This is a genomic window from Candidatus Bathyarchaeota archaeon (assembly GCA_026014585.1).
Taxonomy (GTDB): Archaea; Thermoproteota; Bathyarchaeia; order Bathyarchaeales; family Bathycorpusculaceae; genus Bathycorpusculum.
In genome coordinates, this window is sequence record JAOZIA010000022.1 from 301,266 (window position 1) to 320,867 (window position 19,602).

Annotated in this window: 22 protein-coding genes; 15 read left to right on the forward strand and 7 right to left on the reverse strand. The window is 42.2% G+C overall.

Annotated features, from left to right (window positions below; translation table 11 throughout):
• The first annotated feature begins 76 nt into the window (after nucleotides 1-76).
• Entirely contained in the window at nucleotides 77-1,768 is a 1,692-nt protein-coding gene (locus tag NWF01_08320) for a hypothetical protein (protein ID MCW4025024.1), read from the forward strand.
• A 50-nt stretch (nucleotides 1,769-1,818) separates the two neighbouring features.
• Nucleotides 1,819-2,091, forward strand: a complete 273-nt coding sequence (locus tag NWF01_08325) for a hypothetical protein (GenBank protein ID MCW4025025.1) — start codon at nucleotides 1,819-1,821, stop codon at nucleotides 2,089-2,091.
• 197 nt (nucleotides 2,092-2,288) lie between these two features.
• Here NWF01_08325 and NWF01_08330 read toward each other — a convergent pair whose 3' ends face one another.
• Nucleotides 2,289-3,236 carry a triphosphoribosyl-dephospho-CoA synthase gene (locus NWF01_08330; protein MCW4025026.1) on the reverse strand — a complete coding sequence of 316 codons (948 nt, stop codon included), beginning with the start codon at nucleotides 3,234-3,236 and terminating at the stop codon, nucleotides 2,289-2,291.
• A gap of 101 nt (nucleotides 3,237-3,337) precedes the next feature.
• Here NWF01_08330 and NWF01_08335 point away from each other — a divergent pair, with 101 nt between their 5' ends.
• Nucleotides 3,338-4,345 (forward strand): hypothetical protein, encoded by a 1,008-nt coding sequence (locus NWF01_08335; GenBank protein ID MCW4025027.1) that lies wholly within the window; start codon nucleotides 3,338-3,340, stop codon nucleotides 4,343-4,345.
• Here the strand turns inward: NWF01_08335 and NWF01_08340 are convergent.
• The 3 genes from NWF01_08340 to NWF01_08350 form a co-directional block, all read right to left on the reverse strand.
• Entirely contained in the window at nucleotides 4,342-5,418 is a 1,077-nt protein-coding gene (locus tag NWF01_08340) for a hypothetical protein (protein MCW4025028.1), read from the reverse strand. The two genes, NWF01_08335 and NWF01_08340, sit on opposite strands and share 4 nt — an antisense overlap.
• Complete coding sequence (locus NWF01_08345; protein ID MCW4025029.1) at nucleotides 5,406-6,443, reverse strand: nucleotidyltransferase domain-containing protein; 1,038 nt, start codon at nucleotides 6,441-6,443, stop codon at nucleotides 5,406-5,408. The genes NWF01_08340 and NWF01_08345 overlap by 13 nt, the downstream gene beginning before the upstream one ends.
• Nucleotides 6,444-6,578: 135 nt before the next feature.
• A complete protein-coding gene (locus tag NWF01_08350; protein ID MCW4025030.1) occupies nucleotides 6,579-6,944 on the reverse strand; it encodes a hypothetical protein in 366 nt (121 codons plus the stop codon).
• Between the two features lie 255 nt (nucleotides 6,945-7,199).
• On the opposite strand from NWF01_08350, the gene NWF01_08355 reads away from it, so the two are divergent.
• The 12 genes from NWF01_08355 to nadA all read left to right on the forward strand — a co-directional run bounded on the left by NWF01_08355 (nucleotide 7,200) and on the right by nadA (nucleotide 16,983).
• Nucleotides 7,200-8,162 carry a phosphatase PAP2 family protein gene (locus tag NWF01_08355; GenBank protein ID MCW4025031.1) on the forward strand — a complete coding sequence of 321 codons (963 nt, stop codon included), beginning with the start codon at nucleotides 7,200-7,202 and terminating at the stop codon, nucleotides 8,160-8,162.
• A 99-nt stretch (nucleotides 8,163-8,261) separates the two neighbouring features.
• On the forward strand, nucleotides 8,262-8,402 hold the full coding sequence (locus tag NWF01_08360) for a hypothetical protein (GenBank protein MCW4025032.1): 141 nt from the start codon (nucleotides 8,262-8,264) through the stop codon (nucleotides 8,400-8,402).
• Complete coding sequence (locus tag NWF01_08365; protein ID MCW4025033.1) at nucleotides 8,403-8,642, forward strand: hypothetical protein; 240 nt, start codon at nucleotides 8,403-8,405, stop codon at nucleotides 8,640-8,642.
• Nucleotides 8,643-8,765: 123 nt separating this feature from the next.
• On the forward strand, nucleotides 8,766-9,161 hold the full coding sequence (locus NWF01_08370) for a YkgJ family cysteine cluster protein (GenBank protein ID MCW4025034.1): 396 nt from the start codon (nucleotides 8,766-8,768) through the stop codon (nucleotides 9,159-9,161).
• Nucleotides 9,162-9,849: 688 nt separating this feature from the next.
• Entirely contained in the window at nucleotides 9,850-10,851 is a 1,002-nt protein-coding gene (locus tag NWF01_08375) for an adenylosuccinate synthetase (GenBank protein ID MCW4025035.1), read from the forward strand.
• 96 nt (nucleotides 10,852-10,947) lie between these two features.
• Nucleotides 10,948-12,096, forward strand: a complete 1,149-nt coding sequence (locus NWF01_08380; GenBank protein MCW4025036.1) for a trypsin-like peptidase domain-containing protein — start codon at nucleotides 10,948-10,950, stop codon at nucleotides 12,094-12,096.
• A gap of 160 nt (nucleotides 12,097-12,256) precedes the next feature.
• Nucleotides 12,257-12,679, forward strand: coding sequence for a CBS domain-containing protein (locus tag NWF01_08385; GenBank protein MCW4025037.1), 423 nt, complete (start codon nucleotides 12,257-12,259; stop codon nucleotides 12,677-12,679).
• A 9-nt stretch (nucleotides 12,680-12,688) separates the two neighbouring features.
• Nucleotides 12,689-13,582, forward strand: coding sequence for a glycosidase (locus NWF01_08390; protein MCW4025038.1), 894 nt, complete (start codon nucleotides 12,689-12,691; stop codon nucleotides 13,580-13,582).
• 85 nt (nucleotides 13,583-13,667) lie between these two features.
• Nucleotides 13,668-13,910, forward strand: coding sequence for a hypothetical protein (locus NWF01_08395; protein MCW4025039.1), 243 nt, complete (start codon nucleotides 13,668-13,670; stop codon nucleotides 13,908-13,910).
• 69 nt (nucleotides 13,911-13,979) lie between these two features.
• Complete coding sequence (locus tag NWF01_08400; protein MCW4025040.1) at nucleotides 13,980-14,744, forward strand: class I SAM-dependent methyltransferase; 765 nt, start codon at nucleotides 13,980-13,982, stop codon at nucleotides 14,742-14,744.
• A gap of 93 nt (nucleotides 14,745-14,837) precedes the next feature.
• Complete coding sequence (locus tag NWF01_08405) at nucleotides 14,838-15,926, forward strand: acyltransferase family protein (GenBank protein ID MCW4025041.1); 1,089 nt, start codon at nucleotides 14,838-14,840, stop codon at nucleotides 15,924-15,926.
• Nucleotides 15,927-16,071: 145 nt separating this feature from the next.
• The gene (gene nadA / locus NWF01_08410) at nucleotides 16,072-16,983 is read left to right on the forward strand and encodes a quinolinate synthase NadA (GenBank protein ID MCW4025042.1); all 912 of its coding nucleotides are present in this window, start codon (nucleotides 16,072-16,074) and stop codon (nucleotides 16,981-16,983) included.
• Here the strand turns inward: nadA and nikR are convergent.
• From nikR to NWF01_08425, 3 genes are all read right to left on the reverse strand, one after another.
• Nucleotides 16,980-17,387 carry a nickel-responsive transcriptional regulator NikR gene (gene nikR, locus NWF01_08415; GenBank protein ID MCW4025043.1) on the reverse strand — a complete coding sequence of 136 codons (408 nt, stop codon included), beginning with the start codon at nucleotides 17,385-17,387 and terminating at the stop codon, nucleotides 16,980-16,982. The two genes, nadA and nikR, sit on opposite strands and share 4 nt — an antisense overlap.
• 59 nt (nucleotides 17,388-17,446) lie before the next feature.
• Nucleotides 17,447-17,866 (reverse strand): NUDIX hydrolase, encoded by a 420-nt coding sequence (locus tag NWF01_08420; protein ID MCW4025044.1) that lies wholly within the window; start codon nucleotides 17,864-17,866, stop codon nucleotides 17,447-17,449.
• Between the two features lie 126 nt (nucleotides 17,867-17,992).
• Nucleotides 17,993-19,582 (reverse strand): hypothetical protein, encoded by a 1,590-nt coding sequence (locus tag NWF01_08425; protein ID MCW4025045.1) that lies wholly within the window; start codon nucleotides 19,580-19,582, stop codon nucleotides 17,993-17,995.
• Nucleotides 19,583-19,602: the final 20 nt, after the last annotated feature.

Genomic DNA, 19,602 nt, shown 5'->3' on the forward strand with positions numbered 1-19,602 from the left:
ACCTGAAAATTAAAGAATTTGATTTTAAATATTAAAAGCTCCCTCATCATTCTATAGGGAAAGGGAAAAAGACACAATGCAGAGCACGGTTGAATCAAGTTTAAACAGTCAAATTTTGGATTTCAGCAGTCGTGTCTCTGGCTCAGGCAAAATATTAGCAGTCAGTTTAGTTGATAATTATTCCTCAGAATCGATAGGTGGAAACCCTCTGCGTGAAGCCTTAGTGGTCGTTAAAGGTTTTCAGCCAAAAATTATGAGTTACTTCAAAAACATTAACGACAATATCGTGTTATTTTTGGTTGTAGACCAGCGGGTTTTTGAAAGCGACGTACGTAGAGGCTTTGTAGGTGAGGTATTTGCAGGTAAACTGGTTTTTCCCTACTTGGCACTCTATGGTAAAGACTACTTAGATGATAAAGAGTTCAATCTGAAACGGCGGCTGGTTCTTGAGGAACTTGAAAACATCACACTAACATATCCTGAACTGGTTTATCGCATGAAAATCAAGCCCCAATATTTCCTCTACGAAACAATACTTAACCGCCTACGAGTTTTTCCCCTGTTATCCTATGAGTTTTCAGGTTTCCTTAAAGGTGTGCGGTTACGCAATGAGTCGGAAAGCTTGAAAATTTACCAGACGATTTTGCAGCGGCTATCAAGTGAAGGAGTAATCAGCATCACTGATGGTTACGTGACAATCTCCAAAGAGTTCATACACCAAAAACAAAAAGCCACCGGAAGCCTTCGCAACATAACCCGAAACGTCCAGCGAACCCTATTCTCCTCATTTTTTGGATCCTTCCCACAAATCCTAAACCAAGTAAGCCAAAACGCCAACATGCTTTTCAGAACCCAACAAGTCAACTGGCGCAACCTACTACAAGAACCACTCTTTATTGATTCACACGCATTCCTGTTTGTCCCAACCTCAGGCGGGCTGGTTTCTTTGGCTGAACGCGTCAACATCAGGCAGTACGTGGAAAAACTGTTCTATTCCGAAGGGGCAGTTGACTGTGAAATTAAATCGTTGGGTGGAGTTTTAAATGACGTTTATCTGATTAGCGCAGTGGTTAAGGGGGTAGAACGACGGGTTCTGGTTAAGCGTTTCAAGGAATGGTCAGGGTTTAAATGGTTCCCTCTTACTGTGTGGTCACGAGGTGCCCGCTCGTTTGCTGTTCCTGCGCAAGCACGCTTAGCCAAGGAATGCGCAACTAGCGAGTACCTGTTGGAACACGGTTTTAAAGTGCCCAAGATTTACCAGATTAACAATGCGGAACGCTTAGTTTTCATGGAGTTCGTGGAAGGCGAAGATTTAAGCGAGTCAATCAAGCGGTTAGCATTAGCCAAAAGAATAAGTGACGCAAAACCTGAGTTGTCAATTATGTGTTCGGCTGGGGAACTTATGGCTAAAGTGCACGCTACCAACATGACGCTGGGCGATAGCAAACCTGAAAACATGATTTCGGTTGCTGACGGCAGCATTTACATGCTGGATTTTGAGCAGGCAACGCTTGGCGGGGACAAAACCTGGGACATCGCCGAGTTCCTCTATTACGCAGGACATTTTCTTTCACCCCTAAATAATAATGGTAAACCAGAGGCTTTAGCACAAGCCTTCATCGATGGATACGTGAGGGGAGGGGGAAACGTGGAGGATGTTAAAAAAGTGGCTGACCCCAAATACAAAAGAGTCTTTAGCATTTTTACCATGCCATCAATTATCACGGCAATAGCGCTTACTTGCGAAAAAACCACCCAGAAAACATAGTTACCCAGTGTTTATTTACTCTTAAAACAATAATTTATTTGTGGTTTTTTATGAGTCAAAACTTCTACTATTACAAGGGATTATACAAGGTTAAAGTTGTAACCCAAAGTCAAGGCTACTGGGTGGTAGAAGCACAAGAAGACTTTCAAGATACCGTGAACTGCAAAAAAGTAGCAGTGAAAACAGGCGAAATACGCATCGTAAAACCAACAGACCTACACAAACGCAAAACACTACCGCCACCAATTCCTGAACATACCTACGAGCTTAAACTCGAAAAAAAGGTTAAAAAAATGGTTGAGGAATACGAAAAAACAAAGTAGCATGAGTCATCTACAACAGTCCTATTTGCTGTCTATTTGGTGCCTATTAGAAATACAATGCAGTTTCTATAGAGGGGTAGGGTGACTGCGTTTCTATTAGGAGCCTAATAGCCAAACTATGCACAAAAGATAGAGAGGGTCTAAAAAATCCCTAAGATAAGCGGACCTAACGGCTGAATTTTAGGTCAAAAACAGGGTTAAGGTCGGTAACCAGCCAGAGTTGCCAGTGCCAATGTTGCAGCTGTCATGTCTGCGGTGGTTCCGGGAGTGTAGTTGTTTCCGCCTTCCCGCAGTTGGCAGTCAAATTCAGCGAGGGCTTTTCTGCCGTCATCAGTATCTACACCACCTGCATCCAAAACTGCTTTGGCGCCCAGAGAGAAAATTTTGGTTTTTTCTTTGCCAACTTTTCTTGCGATGAATGTATCGGGTTTTTCAGATAGGATTTTGAGGAATGTGTGTACGATGGCTGTTTTGAGTGGTTTGGTTTTAAGTTGCTCCATCAAGTAGGGGTATGCCAAGTCGAAGGTGATTGGGAAATTGTTTACCCATTCGCTACAGATGTCGTCGTAGCTTTTGGCGATGTCAAAAACTTTGAATAAGGACACGTTTTCTTTGATTAAACGCTGTTTACTGTCTTCATCTTTCACGCTCAAATCTGGTGCGCCGTTAAGCCCACTGGGGTTCGCAATATCAATGGCTTCGTAAAGATACACCGAATCCTCCGCAGTTGTTGCTCTAACAGCTATATCCAAATTTTTGCGGAGCACCGTTAAATCAAACGTTCCATCTACCTTCATTGGGGTCATACCCGCAGCCACAGCCAACGGCTCAAACAACATAATCGTACCCAAAAGCGTGTTGCCACCATGCTGCCAAACATCAATATCTGCAACGCCCCAGCGGATAAGCTCGCCTAAACCTGCCCTGCTTGGTTCAAGGGTTTTTTGGGAAATGGCGATTCCACGGTTGGCTGCTTCTTGGAAGGAGGGTCCCGCCGCGATGCTGGAGGCAAAGAAGTGTTCAACTCTTGTGCCTTCAAAGCCTGAGACCAAGTTGACATTACCCGGTTTTTCGGCGCTGACTTCAAGCAGTATTGCCAATTGTAGACATTGGCTGATGTGTTTGGCTTTGTCGAGCTTGGTCACGTTTATGTTACCTTCGTGTACTGCTTGACAAAAAAACTTTATTAATATTCTGTAAAAAACTACAAGCAATTGAAGTAAAATACAACAAGAAGGCAAAGAGCATGAGGGCAAGAGAAGGCGACCTAATAAAAACCGTCAGCAACGTGGTTTTCGACGTTAAAGGCTTAGTGCACCCAGCAGACAAAGTCATTGCGTTCCCACGTTTCATCCCCAGCAGTACAGGAACCCGACAAGGCAAAAACAACCTATACGGCAAAATCTACAGCCTTGATGAGCGCTTCGCGTACCTGCAACAAAACCTGCCCCACCTAATAGTTTTTGATGACGTTTTCGGAGCAACCCTTTGCGAAGTTCCCGTCACAGAAATAGTTGAACATTACAAACCAGCAGAGAAACTTACCCAACTCAAAACCACACAAACCCGCAGTGAACTCGAAGAAAAAGCATTCAGGTTTGCAGAAACCTTGCAGGCAGAAGCAGATATTCCATGGAGCAGCCTTGGCATCTCGGGTAGTATCTTAACAGAATTAACCACATCCACTTCCGACTTAGACCCCATCGTGTACGGCGAAGAAAACTGCCGCAAAGCCTACGCCGCCATGCAACGGCTACTTGAGCGTGGCACCACAGGGTTTAAGCGGTACACGGAGGCGGAATTGGCGGATTTATACGCTTTCAGATTCAAAGACACCCGCATGAGCTTTGAGGACTTCTACAAAGTTGAGGTGCGTAAGGCATTTCAGGGCAAGTTTATGGGCACAGACTATTTTGTTCGTTTCCTCAAAGAATGGGATGAAATCGGCGAATCCTACGGCGACGTGACCTTCAAAAATGCAGGGTACATAAAAATCCAAGCCGAAATCGCCGACGACAAAGAAGCACTGTTTACACCTTGCAGTTATACGCTCAAAAACGTCAAAGTTCTAGACGGACCCGAACTTGAGAGCATATCAGAAATTGCTTCGTTCCGCGGAAGATTCTGTATGCAAACCCAAGTCGGCGAGCAAATCATTGCACAAGGTAAAGCTGAAACCGTCACAGGCAAACAGGGTAGTCATGTGCGTTTGATTTTGGGTAATAAACCTGAAGATTATATGGTTCTGTCTTAGTGAATTACTTTTAGGACTTGTTCCCAATACAGAGGACAATACGTCAAAGTAATTTGGTACATGGTTTCGCCGTGGGGTTTGAGAACCTGCTCCAGCGTGCCCTCCACAATTACTTCTTCGCCTGTGCGGGCTTGTGAACGGAACTCTTCCATGTAACTGAACACCCGTGTTGCTTTCATGGCTTCAGGCAAACCTGACAGAACCTCCAAGGGTTCTATGCCGTAAATTGAGGGAATAAACGGGGCATCCGCATCACTGGTAACTTTTGCTCGTATCCTTGTCCATCCTAACTGGATAATGCGGGAGTTAGGGTCATACTCATTCACGATTTCACCAATCGCCTTGACAGGTTCAAACTCTGCTTTGATTACGCGTCCACTGTGGGCAGTGTCATCGTATAAGCCATAAATCATTTTACGCCGCTGATGCCAAACAAAATCCTCAACAGTGAAGTTTTTGAAAAGCCACCGCTTCCCCGCCATACACGCTTCGGATTCAAACTCGTTGCGGAAGCCTGAGTTTTTATCTTCATAGAGCGCCTGTAGGGTTTTGTACATTTGCTGATTTTGTTCTATGCCATAAATTGTGAAGTCAATATCCGAATACTTGGGATGGTGGAACTTGTGAAGCATGGAGCCGAAAACGCCAAAATCAGACGTTTTTAACCCTGACTTATTTGTGACAACATCCAGCACACGCAAAGATGCAGCAATCAACAGGTCGGTTGGTCCTGCCTTGAGGATTTCCTGCAGTCGAGGCTGCGGCTTTCGCACCTCCAAAATGTCGCGTTGGTTTACGCCTACAATTCGGTGCGCGAGCATTTGATGGAAAAACAGGTACTGCGGATAGTTTTTAGCGATAAGTTTCATGCCCTCGTCATTGTAGAATTTGTAGAATAGCCCGTCTTTGCCTTCTCTTGGCGCACGTGGGTCTTTGGATTGGAAAATCTTGCTTGAAGCGTATTCGGCGTCGCAGATGTAGATGTCTTGGGGGTGGCTGGAGCCGAAAACTCGAAAAACTAGACCTTCCTTGGTTAGGATACCGTCGCGGTCTTGCAGTTTTATACTGGCCAAATATATTCCTCTTCAGATGTTGCAGTTCCTACAACTACTTGATAAAACACTTCATTGCCCGTAGTAGATTCTACACGTTCCAGTTTGCCTACAACCTTGATTTGCTGCCCAACCTTGGCAACATTGCGGTAGCAACCAATGTTTGAAACTACTTGCATTGGGATTTTGTCAATTGACAACTCGGATTGTGCGTCTGTGGGTTTGAAGCTTGAGATTTTGTAGGTTGCGGGTCGATACATGGTTTCTTTGTCACTGCTTACTGTGCAGGTGAAGCGTACAGGGTCAAGTGGAATAAAGCGGTACTGCCCATACTTCACGGTTATTTCTTCAGGTTGACGTGTAGCATTGTACATCCAAATTTTACCTTGATATCTGCCAACGAATCTTCTTGCAGCTTCTATACGGTTGCCCGCGATGTAAGTGAGCACTCCAGTGTTTACAAGACGTTCAATAGCGGATTCTACCCGGCGGAAGTTTTCGGAACCGTAAACAACAAAATCCATGTCAGATTCAGGTGAGTGCATGTTAAGCGCTATTGAACCGTGAACGCCCATATCTTTCATTGGAACATTTGCTTCTTTAGCAACTAACTGGATTACGTCTAATGCTTTTTCCTGCAGCATGTCTCTTTTTGGAAGATTTTGTAACCAAACCAAGCATTCCCGCGGCACATACGCCCGCTCGATACGGTTCAGGGGTGCGGTTATTAGTTCTTTGTCTCTGCTTGGGTCATAATAGATGTAATCGGGAAAGTTTTTGCGGAAAGCTTCAATAAATGTTTTATAATTTTTGGCGGTGTAGAGTTTTTCTGCTCGGAAAAGCTGCAAATCGCCATATTGCCATGTGCGTTCAAGCATTTCTACGTTAAATAATTCCTTGAACTGTGCGGGTATGTATTTTAGGAATGCAAAAACTCTGTCTTCTGGATGCTCGTAGCCGAAAGTGTTCATTATGAACCCGTCTTTGGTTACGAACGTGTCTCCATCCATGGGCTTCCAATTTTGAATTGCCGTTTCTAACGCCACCGAGCACTACAAAAATAAGCCCATCTGTTAAAAAAGTTATTGCATAAACACCCAAAAGATTCTACACTGAAATTCAATAGCAAATGCCTTATACACAAAAAAGGGGAGAGGTTAGCAGAGCAGCAATGTGAACAGCTAAATAGTAAAGGTAGTTATAACCACGCCAAATATTAGAGCCAAAATAAATGCTACGACTATCTGAATTATTACTGCAACAATATCAATAAGCAGTGCCTTTATCCAGCCGCAATCAAAGAAATGTTTGATCAATAGCAAATATAATATGAAGGTTATTATTGCACCTATTAGTCCAGATATAAAAATGCCAACAACGTAGATGACAACAGCGTTTAGAAGTACTATCCATAGTGCGTCGGTGAATTTTGCTTTTTCTTTTCCGACGAGAAGTCTTCCAGCAATCCAAACAATCAAGCTATTGATTACAACGGTTATTACGATGCTAATTAAAACTGTAGTTATGTAAGCAATATCATATGCCATAAAAATCTCTTCATTATAATTTTTGAAATAAGATATTTAAAGTAATATGGATTAAAGATACACTGTTTGGGTATCAAAAAACTGATTTAAAACACACCAAGAAACCTTCCGAGATAAGGGCAGCTACATATTACATAAAAATGAAAACAGGCTTCATGAACCTCCACACTTTAAGGGTTTTTCTTTTTTAAGGGTGAATTTAGGGAAATAATTTAAATTAGCTGTGCACGTCCATAGTGAAAGGAGCTTGCGGAATTGGGGGATAAAACGGAAGAGAAACAAAACAGTGAAGACACATTCAACTACAAACAAACACTGTTCTTCTCCATTCTCTTTCCAGCAATATTTCTAATTGCAATTCTCATCTGCTGCGTAACATACCATATCATCCCAGGACCCGAATTCCTGATACTGGTTTTTCTCGTGTACGCTGCTGTCAACAAACGCACGGGACGATTCATCAGAGACTGGATGCCTTTTCTAACAATTTTCATTTCCTACGAGTTACTATATGGTTTTACTGGCGTGTATGCAGCTTCAAACCTTCACAGTGGACCCTACAATCTTGAAATGTGGCTTTTCAACACAGCCCCAAGCATCACAATCCAAACAATCAAATCACCCATCATAGACATCGCCACCGCCGCGTTCTACTCCACACACTTCTTTGCCCCAACAATATTCGCATTCATGCTATGGAGAGAAAGCCCCAAAAACTACTGGAAATACACAATCGCCTTTGCACTTTGCACCTATGGCGCACTCATCACATTCTTATTCTATCCTGTCGCACCACCATGGCTAGACTTCCACATAAAAGACCAAGTTGCACGTGCCCTAACAACACAAATTGACCCCAGTATAGGCTTCCCAGTATACCGAACACTTTTTGACTTTTTAGGCTCCAACGAATACGCAGCATTTCCAAGCCTACACTCTGCACTGCCCTTCCTGATTTCACTGTTTGCCATACGTGTCTGGGGCAAAAAGGGCATTCCAAGTTTGATTTTGCCCGTTGGCGTCTGGTTTAGCGTGGTTTACCTTGGAGAACATTTTATAGTAGATATTTTTGGTGGAATAATTTATGCGGCAACCGCGTTTTTGATGATTGAATATGGTTTGCCGTGTCTAGCAAGACATAGCAAATTCCTAAGAAAACATGTACCCCCAGCATTATTAACTAAAGCAGACCATTTGGAGATTAAACGCCAAAAATAAGAGGTTACTTTAACTTACCTCTCCCCCGTCTGCAGTACTCCTTTGGTCACTTGGCTTAAAAGGAAAAAACGCAGAATGCATCTTCCAGAGGAATAACAAATGGAACATTGTAAAAACCCCTGGGAAAGCCATTGTAACAGAGAAAACATAAAACTCTACATCCAAATAAATGGCGAAAAACTACCAATATGCGAAGAATGCTGGGGTCACATCGCAGACCAAGAAGTGGAGTGGTGCTAAATGGAGAATTTCAGTCTAAACAGCGCCAAATCCTTCATTGGAAAAAACGTGAACCTGCACCTAAAAGATGGCTCGGTCATAATCAACGTTCATCTGGAATGCATCAAGAAAAGTGATTACGGAAAAAACAGTATACTCGAATACACGCCATACGGAAACAACAAAACGGTGAGCATACCCGTCAGGAACGTTGCATGGGCAGAAATGCTTAACATAAACCTCATGCAAACTGCCGCATAAGTGGAAACAGATACCTGAAGTAATCATCCACAACTCGCATCTGGTGGTTTTCAGCGTGGCTGAGCCCTGATTTTTTGTGGTATAGAGCAAAACCTGAATATACCAGCATACTAGGATTATTGTATGCATTGTTCTCATTGTGGAATCTGCTGCTCTGAAACTGAAATGCTTTTGTCAAAAAAAGATATTGCTCGCTTACGAAAAAAAGGTTTTACTCTGGACTTTTTTGTTCGATATGACAAGGAGGGTTATGCTTTGCTTAAAAATTCGGAAGAGGGCTACTGCGTTTTTTATGATTTAGATAAGCGTAGATGCAGGATTTACTTTGATCGCCCTTCAGGTTGCAGGGTCTATCCTGTGATTTTGGATGAGGGAGAAGGCATAATTTTAGATGAGATTTGCCATTGCACAGGTTCAATTGGCGCACGAGAGAAAGAATTGCAAGGGAAAAAAGTTGTAAAGCTCCTTCAAGTTATCGATTGTGAGGCAGAAGTTAGGCGGCTTTCCAATAGAAAATAATAAATTAAACCTTCTTTTTGTGGCACTTATAACAAGTTAAGATTTTGTTCTTTTGCTCGTCAACTTCTTTTTTGGGCATTACACTAGTTTTTATCAATCTGCCGCAGCAGTCACAGATGAATTTTACTTCAGCGACTTTTTCATTTTGTTGAACTATCACAATCGGCATAATCCGAGATTCCCTTTCTCTTTTTGTCAGCGTTCAGCAAATTTTCAATATACAGTCTAATTGTGCAGTTGTTTTCTTGCGCTCTTTTGCATATTTCTTGGTGAATGCGTTCAGTAACTGTTATGCACTTATACCCTTTTCTTGGCATAAACCAATCCATTCTCCCGTACAGTACGGTACTAAACTAAATATATAATTATCGGTAAGTTAGCAATGTTAAAACTTAAATAAACGTACGTTCGGTAATACGTTTAAGAGGGGAACTACACGCCAAAAAAAGGCTATAAAACCATTACTGTAAAAGCTGAAGTTTACGATTACTTTTTCAAAGAATGGCTAAATGTCAAGGAAGAATATACAATCAATAAAGGCATCCGAAGCTTCTCAGCCTACGTGACCTACAAACTTGCCGAACTAATAGCTGAAGACAAGAAAAACAACCCAAAAAATAAGAAAACAACCAGCTAAATGCTACAGCTTTAAATAACCCTAACCTCTTTTCTTGAACGGTGAAAAATTATGCCCTGCACAGTGATTGTTGGTGCTTTCTGGGGAGACGAAGGCAAAGGAAAAATCATATCATATCTTGCTTTGAAAGATAATTTAGATTTTTGTGTACGAACAGGCTCAGTTAACGCAGCCCACACCATCTGGTATGAAGGAAAAAAATATGCACTCCACATGGTTCCCGCGGCTTTCATTAACCCAAAAACAAGGCTACTGATTGCTGCAGGAGCAAACGTGCACATTCCAACATTCTTCTCAGAAATGGAACAAACCCAAGTCCCCAAAAACCGAATCGGCATCGATCAAAACGCCTCCATAATCGAACAAAAACACGCCGACATAGACAAGGCATCTGCTGTCAACAAGGGCATCGGAACCACTGGTCGCGGTGTTGGACCCGCAATCGAAGAACGCGTCAGGCGCACAGCACTGTTGGCAAAGGATGCACCTGAAATTAAAGAGTACATTGCAGACCAAATTCAAGAAGTTAACGACGGCTTAGATGCGGGCAAAAGTGTTGTTTTAGAAGGCACACAAGGGTTTATGCTGTCACTTTTCCTCAGCGGCGGCTACCCCTATGTAACAAGCAGAGATACAGGAGCGTCCGCAATTGCTTCTGAAGCAGGTGTTGGACCTACCCGTGTGGACGATGTCATGATAGTTTACAAATCTTTCATAACCCGCGTCGGAGCTGGACCCTTACCTGGAGAAATGACCAAAGAAGAAGCCCTATCAAGAGGATGGTTTGAAGTTGCCGCTGGAACAGGAAGAGAACGCAGAAGTGCACCCTTCAATTTTGAATTGGCAAAGAAAACTGCCAAAATCAACGGTGCAACACAAGCCGCACTCACAAAACTTGACTGCATTTATCCTAGCTGTAAGGGCGCACGCAAATTTGATGATTTGCCTGCTGATGCTAAAGCGTTTGTAAAAGAAGTTGAGGTTAAAACTGGGGTTCCTGTGACGATTATCGGTACTGGTCCAGAAGCTTTAGACATAATTGACAGGCGTTGATCATCTAAAATTTTGTGCTCTTTTTCGGATTCTTAATTATGGAAAAGACTTAAACGAGCCAACTAATTCTGTCAATAATATAAGCGGTGAACACAAATGCAGATTCCACCTCCACCAAAGGACACACAGAAAATAACAGCAGGTATTCTGGTTCTGATTTTTGTTGCTGGAGCCCTTGTCAGCGGCTTAGCTGGGTACTTTATTTTTTACAATTCAGGAGGCAACAGTGACAAAATTAATGGGTTATTAAGCCAAATATCCGCCTTACAGGGCACCCAAAACACTACGGTTCAGTACATCACAATTTATCAGAACCAAACCTCACTTGCAAACCTGTTTGAGACTGTTAAGGATTCAGTTGTTCTGATTAAAGGAATTGAAAATGATGGCTCAAGCATTCAAGGTTCAGGGTTCGTGTATGATTTTTCAGGCAGAATGGTCATCATCACAAATTACCATGTTGTTGAAGACACAACCAGCATAAGCGTAACCTTCACCAACGGCAACGGCTATGCCGCAACTGTTCTAGGCAGCGACCCCTATGCTGACCTCGCAATTCTAAATGTTAACGCAAAACCAACCGATTACAAACCCATTCAAATCGTAAGCTCATCTGGACTTCAAGTCGGCGAACAAGTCATAGCAGTTGGCAACCCATACGGACTAGTTGGTTCCTTAACCACAGGCATAGTCAGCGCCACAGGACGCTCCATAACGGAAGACACCTCAAAAAGCAACTTCGCAATCCCAAACATCATCCAAACAACAACACCAATCAACCCCGGCAACTCAGGAGGTCCCCTGCTAAACGCAGACGGCAAGGTCGTGGGCATAACCACCGCGATTGTCTCTGAATCACAAGGACTGGGATTTGCCATTCCATCCGACACAATTCTTAGGGAAATTTACGCGCTGGTGAATACTGGCTCATACTCAGGTCACAGCTATCTGGGTGTTACAGGCGGCGACATGACCTATGAAAAAGCCCAACAGATAGGTTCAAGCATAACTTATGGCTACTATGTCGAAACCGTTTTCACAGGTGGTCCATCATCAGGGGTTTTGCAGCACAATGACATAATAGTTGCAATGAACCACCACACTATCCTTAGCAGCGATGACTTAGCCAGTTACCTTGAAGCCAACACATTGCCCGGGCAAAGTTTGATTTTGACCATAATTCGAGATAATCAAAGCCAAGATGTCACAATGACTTTAGGCACAAGACCACCCATATCAACCTAAACCACTTATCCTTCAATGATAGACCCCTCTATGGTTTCTGCAATGAGTTTCTATTTGGAGCCTAATAGACGGCAAATAGGCATGTTGAAAGGGTTATCGGTGACGTGTTGCTGTACCAAATCAACCACATAATCTTATTTTAACTAAAAAGAGTAAAAACATGGCTTTACGTCCAAACGGCACAGAGCTTTGTGTTGAGGTTTTTGTTTTGTTGATTCGTCATTTAATGATAAAAGATATTGTAACTGCAAAAAAAGAAGAAACTATCAAAGACAGCGTTGCGCTTATGTTTAAGATGCATGTGGGTTCTATTGTTATTGTTGATGAAAAGAAGAGTTGTAATGGGCTTGTTTCTGAACGGGACATTTTACGGTTTATTGCTCAAGGCTTATCTTTGGATTTGCCGCTCGAAGAAGTAATGACCAAAAATGTTATCACTATACCCGAATATGCAACGTTTGAGGATGCAAAAAGAATATTTCGGGAACGTAAAATAAGGCATCTGCCTGTGGTGGACACTGAAAACCGGTTGGTTGGGCTGCTCTCTATTAGGCAACTTTTTGATGATTTTTTTGACATGTAAGGTTATTTTATGAAACGTTTTGAAGGTAACCCCATTCTGGAACCAATCGGATCACACCCTTGGGAATCAAGAGCCGTCTTCAACGCAGGCATCTTTCAGTCTAACGGCAAAATCCACATGCTTTACCGTGCAATGGGTGCCGACAATATATCCCGCTTAGGCTATGCTGTTTCCTTTGATGGATATACCATTGACTATCGCTCTCCTGAACCTATTTTCAGTCCAGAGAGCCGAGAAGAACGCGACGGTTGCGAGGACCCAAGAATAACCCTAATTGACAATGTCTTAATCATGGCGTACACAGCATTTGGAAAATATGCCTACGAACAAGTCTACCAAATTGGCATAGCAGTAACGACAATTGATGAATTCTTCAAAAATCACTGGCAGGACAGCGTGCGAAAACTGGCTTTTCCCGGCATCGAAAACAAGAATGCACTTGTTTTTCCCAAAAAAATTGGGGGGGAATACTTGATGTTTCACCGCTTGGGACTAGATATTTGTTTAGCTAAATCAGTTAATCTTAATGATTGGCACGGACTCAAGTTTGTGATGGGACCGAGGCAGTTTGGCTGGGATTCATGGAAAGTAGGCACTACAGGCTTGCCAATTGAACTAAATGAGGGCTGGCTTTTTATTTATCATGGCGTCAGCAACGCCAAAGTTTACAGTATCGGAACCGCGTTGCTTGACCGAAACTATCCTGAATACGTGATTTACCGTTGCCAAGAACCGATTCTCAAGCCTGAAATGCCTTATGAACGCTTTGGTAAGGTGCCCAACGTGATTTATAGCTGTGGAAATGCCCAAGTTGATGGTAAAATTTTGATTTATTATGGCGGCGCTGACAGCGTGCTGGCGGTTGCAAGTTTTGATTTAGCTGAACTTTTACCAAAAAAATAATGAATAGACCAAGAAAGCAATGATATTGATTAAAAGGGTGTTAGCTATAATTACTGTAAGGTAAAAGGTATGACTGAAGGAAATAATGTTTACAGGTGCGGTTGCTGCATCGGCAAGCCAAACTAGCTGTTACCGCGTAAAATTTGACCGCGAAGAATTTTTGGAGCTTGTTCGAACTGCAAAACCCAAAATTATCTACCGTAGAAGAAACATGTACTTTTTTGCGTATGATGTGTTTGTGATGTATTGTGACCAGTGTGACAGCAAGGATTTTTCTCAGAGAATTCTTGATGCTATTGAGTTCTCTAATTCTCAGTGGAGCAAATAGCACCGCTCAGCATTTTTGGCGCGCTCAAACCTTAATAGGCTAAGCACTACTTCTCCTTACGGAGACTAAATGACTAATCCCGCTATCAGTAAACCAGATTATGGAAATTGGGTTTCAAGACGACTCATTTACATCTTTACAATGCTGGGGCTTATTCTTTTACCCGTAGCTATCCCATTTTGGGTGCTCACCATTCCCTCAATAGTCTGCTTTGCTGTGGCAGCATACTTTGCCTATGCCCGATACCTATTTTCACCTAAAGGCGCAAACGTTCAAAACCAAGTCTGGAACCTGCTAATTGATAGTCTTGAATGGGACGGCAAAGGAAAAGCATTGGATATAGGTTGCGGAAACGGCGTCATAACTATTAAACTCGCTAAAAAATTTAGTGAGGCAACTGTTGAAGGAATTGATTTTTGGGGTGACCGTTGGGAATACTCTAAAACTGACTGCGAATTAAATGCTAAAGCTGAGGGCGTGAGCAATCGCGTGACTTTTCAGAAAGCCAGTGCATCTAAGTTGCCCTTTGAAGATGACTATTTTGATGCTGCAGTTAGTAACTTGTGTTTTCATGAAGTTTCTGACTCTAAGGATAAGGTTGCAGTAATCCGAGAGGCTTTGCGTGTAGTTAAGAAGGGCGGCGTGTTTGCTTTTCAGGACTTGTTTTTACTTAAGCAGATTTATGGCAGCCCTGAGACGCTTGTTGGAACAGTTAAAAGTTGGGGGATAACTAAAGTGGAGTTTATCCAAACCCGCAATGAACCCTTTATTCCCTTTGCGCTAAAGCTGCCTTTTATGCTTGGAAAAATCAGTATTCTTAAGGGCAAAAAATAAGCTGCTTTTACAAAATAACGTTTTTTCCTGAAAGTGTATTATGGCAAATTTTAAAATACCAAATAGACCTATATGCCTGCTAGGCGGGGCAGTTTGGCATCGGTTGAAAAGCAAACGAGCACAAACTTAAACATTGATTTAATTCGTGTCTTAGCCATTTTTATGGTTATTTTAATTCACGCCACCACAGAATACAACCCCTGCAACATAATGTCCCCCCAGGGCGTTGAGTTATGGTGGGCTACAAACGTTTACAATTCTCTCTCGCGGGCATCTGTTCCACTTTTTATTATGGTCTCGGGTTATCTTTTGCTTCAACCAAGCAAACTTGATGAGCCCCTGGGCGTTTTCCTTAAAAAACGTTGGAAACGAATTGGCTTACCCGTCATCTTCTGGGGCGCAGTATATTTTGCATGGAATGCCTACATCAACAATGAACCCATAAACACACTCTATGTTGCAGAAAGCATATTATCTGGTCCATATCAGCAGTTTTGGTTTATTTACCTCTTAATCGGCTTGTATCTTCTCACGCCACTAATCCGTGTAGTGATCGCTCATGCAGATTTAAAATTGATAAAGTATTTTCTGGTCATCTGGTTTATCGGAACCGCAATTGTTCCAATGTTCAAACTTTACACGCCCCTTATCGAATCCATAAACTGGTTTGACAGCACAATTTTCACCCAAACAGGACTCATCGGCTACTTCATATTAGGCGCCTACATCACAAAACTCAAAATCCGCAAACCCACCTTATACTTGACTTTTATCGGCTCAAGCATCATCACCATTTTCGGAACCTACTATATCGTTAGAAGCCTTGGAGGAAAATACTGGCAATTCTTCTATGACTATACAAGCTTCAACATCATATTTGCCACAATCAGCCTGTTTCTAATTTTATACTCTATTCCCCTACCCAAAAGATTCCCCAACGCTAACAAAATACTGAGAATGATAAGTGCAAGCACACTAGGCATTTACTTAATACATTACATTCCAATGGAAATATTGCAGAAGGGACTAATACACATCGGCGACTTCCAATTAAAACTCAGCGTAACAAACCTTAATCCCATAATTGAACTACCCCTCATCAGCATAGTAACCATGCTTATATGCATAGCCATAATTATTCCAGCACGCAAAGTCCCAATCCTACGCAGAATAATAGCCTAAAAAGTAAAGGTCAAACCCAAAACTTGTTTGATTTAGTAAATTCAGTATTTAACTTGATAAACAGATGTTTATGGGGGTAAAAATATATATCTCAAAAGTTGCCCATGTACTTTTTCACGTCAACTAAATCAGGCGAAAAACAAACATGGATTTACCGAAAAAAATCCTTCAACTCAAAAAAGAAAAAAAAGCAGTAATTTTGGCGCATAATTACCAACGCCCAGAAATCCAAGACATCGCAGATTACGTTGGCGACAGCATCGAACTCAGCCGCAAAGCCATGCAAGAAAAAGATGCAGACATTATTGTTTTCTGCGCTGTTGATTTTATGGCAGAGTCCGCAGCGATACTCAACCCAACCAAAAAAGTGTTGCTACCCAGCCTTGGCGCGCGTTGCCCAATGGCACAGATGCTCACAGTTGACGAAATAGATCGAGCAAAAAAACAGTACCCAAACGCGCCTGTCGTCATGTACGTGAATACGTTGGCGATGGCGAAAGCTAAATGTGATATTTGCTGCACCAGCGCAAATGCGGTTGAGGTTGTTAAATCTCTTGATGCGGACACGGTGCTTTTTGGTCCCGACCATAACTTGGCAGAGTATGTTGCTGAACAGACGGGAAAGAGGATTGTTCCAATTCCTGAGCGTGGTTTTTGCCCGACGCATGTGCTTTTCCAGCCTGAAGATGTAAAAGCCCTCAAAATGCAGCATCCTGACGCGGTTGTTATGGTTCATCCTGAATGCAGTAAAGAAATGCGTGAGGTCGCAGATTACGTAGGCAGCACCTCAAGAATGTGCCATTACGCAAAAAAATCCAACGCTAAAATCTTCATTGTTGGCACTGAAGACGGTATATTGCACCGTTTGCGTAAAGAAAACCCAGATAAAATATTCATAATGGCTTACGAAGGCGCAATCTGCCCAAACATGAAATTAACTACGCTATACAGGGTGTATGCTGCACTTAAAGAGGAAAAGTATGTGGTTAAGGTTCCAGCGGATGTGGCAGCTAAAGCGCGGGGTTCACTGGAACGTATGTTTAAAGTGAAGGTTTAAACTGACACAATCATGGATTTGAGGATTTTAACGCCTCTACGGATGGCTAATTCATCACTAAGATGCCTGATTTCTGAACCTTTACCCTTTACAGCGATAGCTTCTAGGCAGTCATGTTCGCCAAGGTGAATGTGTAATGTGGATGATATGAGGTCCGTGTGGTGATGTTGAGAGTCAGTGAGTTCGCTTTCTAAGCCTCTGGTGTCATGGTCATAAATCATTAAGATAACGCCTGTTTGGGTACTGTTTTCTTCTTTGAGCCATTTACGTTCAGAAACATAAAGTCGGACGGCGTCTTGGATTGCTTTGCTGCGGCTTTCGTACCCCATTTTGCTGGTTATTTCATCGAACTCCTTGAGAAGGTCTGGCGGAAAGGTTACACCTACACGAACAATTTTTGACATCGTCAATCACCATTATGTTAGCGCTTTAAGCCTAAAAGCTTTTACACAAAAAACCATACTCAGAGACTGTTTTTGCCTTTCAGGAAATCATGAAGCATTAAGTCATGCTCAAACGCCAAGGGAGATGGCAACGCGTCAAGGCTGAAAAGCTTGATTTCTTGGATTTCGCTTTCCTGCCGTGCTAACTTGCCCCCAACTACTCTGACTTCAAAGCATGTGGGATAATATTCGTAGTCTATGTCATCTTTGATGCCTTTCTCTTTGTATTCACCGACTTTGCGGACAATTTCTACGTTGAGGCTGGTTTCTTCTTTGACTTCACGGATGACTGTTTGCTCCACGGTTTCGCCGGGGTCAACTCTGCCTCCAGGAAGTGCCCAGTAGCCAACAAAGGGGCGCGTGTTGCGTTTAATGAGTAAGATTTGGTTGTTGGAGTAGGGAATGATGGCGGTTGTGGTTATTCCAGTATAATGCTTCATCTTCTTTGCCTAAGTGGTTTAGTTCATTCTCCAATTTATAATAATAGCCACAACAAAAATGGTAATGCCCTCAAAAACAGTGTTAAGACTAAAAATTAATGTTTTCCAAACCATTATTAGCTACTATCAGGCGAGCTTTGCCTTAAAAAATTCATATCCTTTCTCAGATATCCAACCCGCATCCAGCAAACTATGTAATCCCCCAAGCATAACTGTACGATTATCAGGTACCGCCAAAAGATTTCCCTTCACCAATAAAGCCTCAAACCCCGCTACCTCAACCGCTATCGCCGCCTTAAGAAAACCATCATCTCTTAAACGTGGCGACAGCAAATCCCTGATTTTTGCCATACCCAATGCGCCTTTGAGTTTAGCAGAAAAATCCACACTACCAACTTTTGAAGGCGAAAAAACAGCTATCCGCTTTGACTTCTCACTCTGGTAGGTTGTTATGTAAAAGGGTAAGTAATACAGTGTATCTGTCCAGTCCTCACCGCTTAAGCTAAAGTCAGCAAGTTTTGCAACTTCTTCGTCAACCTGCTTTGCAATTTCACCCAGCTCAAAAATCATCGCTTTACTTGCATCATCAAGTGAACCTTTCTTAGCCTCAAAATGACCAAACTTGCTTTCACAAGCGCCTTGCAACTCGCGTACTGGTTTACGAATTAGGCTAATTTGATCTTCCACTTGAGTTTTTAGCTGAGTTATTTGTTGCGTTTTTTCTTCTTGAGTTGACTTTATTGTACGGTCAACTAACCAGAGTTTGCCATCAGTTTCTTCTAGCTGATGTTTGGCTGTTTTGATTTTGTCTTTCCATTGTCGTTCAGATTTAAGATTCTTACGTTCAGCTTTGCTTCGGGCTGACTCAAACCGTTTTATCTTTGCTTGCACGGTTAATTGTGCTTTTTTGAGTTTCGCCTTCTGCTTTTTTAGCTCATCCATCTTTTTCTTAAAACTATTTAACATAATATCTTCTTGTTTTTTGTGCTGTTTTTGGATGGTTTTGATTTTAGGCTTAGATAACTCTTCTAATGCTCGAATTTTAGCGTTACATTCATCCTTAATTGCGCCTGCTCCAAAATCCAATTCTTCCATAAACCCGCTTGTTAACTCATTAATTTTTTTAATGCACTCCTGGGTTTTGGATGCCTGCTCATAAAGAAATTTTTGCAGGTCAGTTATTTGCTTTATTGTTTGTGTTAGTGTAGCCTCTTTTTTGGGCAACAGTGTGAGGTGGGGTTCTTGGCGGAGTTCTTTTGCTTCTTTCACATATTGAGTAAACTCTTCAAGAAAAGTTTGATTTGCTATCAGACCATGGAAGCTGAATTGTTTTTCGTGCCTGTTTGTTCTGAAAAAATCTGCGTGCTCAAAAAGAAAAGCAATGTAAGTGTCAAGTAGGCTTTGGCGGGCTTGCAGTTTCTTCTCAAAAATTGTTACGTTAAAATCTTCAACAGTCACTTGGAAAGCCTTACTAGATAATCCATCTAAAACAAAACCAACCTTGTCAGTGACAAAAACCCTCAATGGGTACCCTACTTTGCAGATAGAAACATACTGTTCCGCGGGTTTGCCGATTAATCCTGCACCTGTTTCTCTCTCCATTTCGGAGAGTACATAAATCGTTGCTAATTCTTCCCCAAAACTGAAGGTTGCCCCGTTTTCCTTTTGAATGGAACTGAACGGTAAAACAAACTGTTTGCCCGAAGTTGCTGTCATAACCCTCATTGTTGAATGGG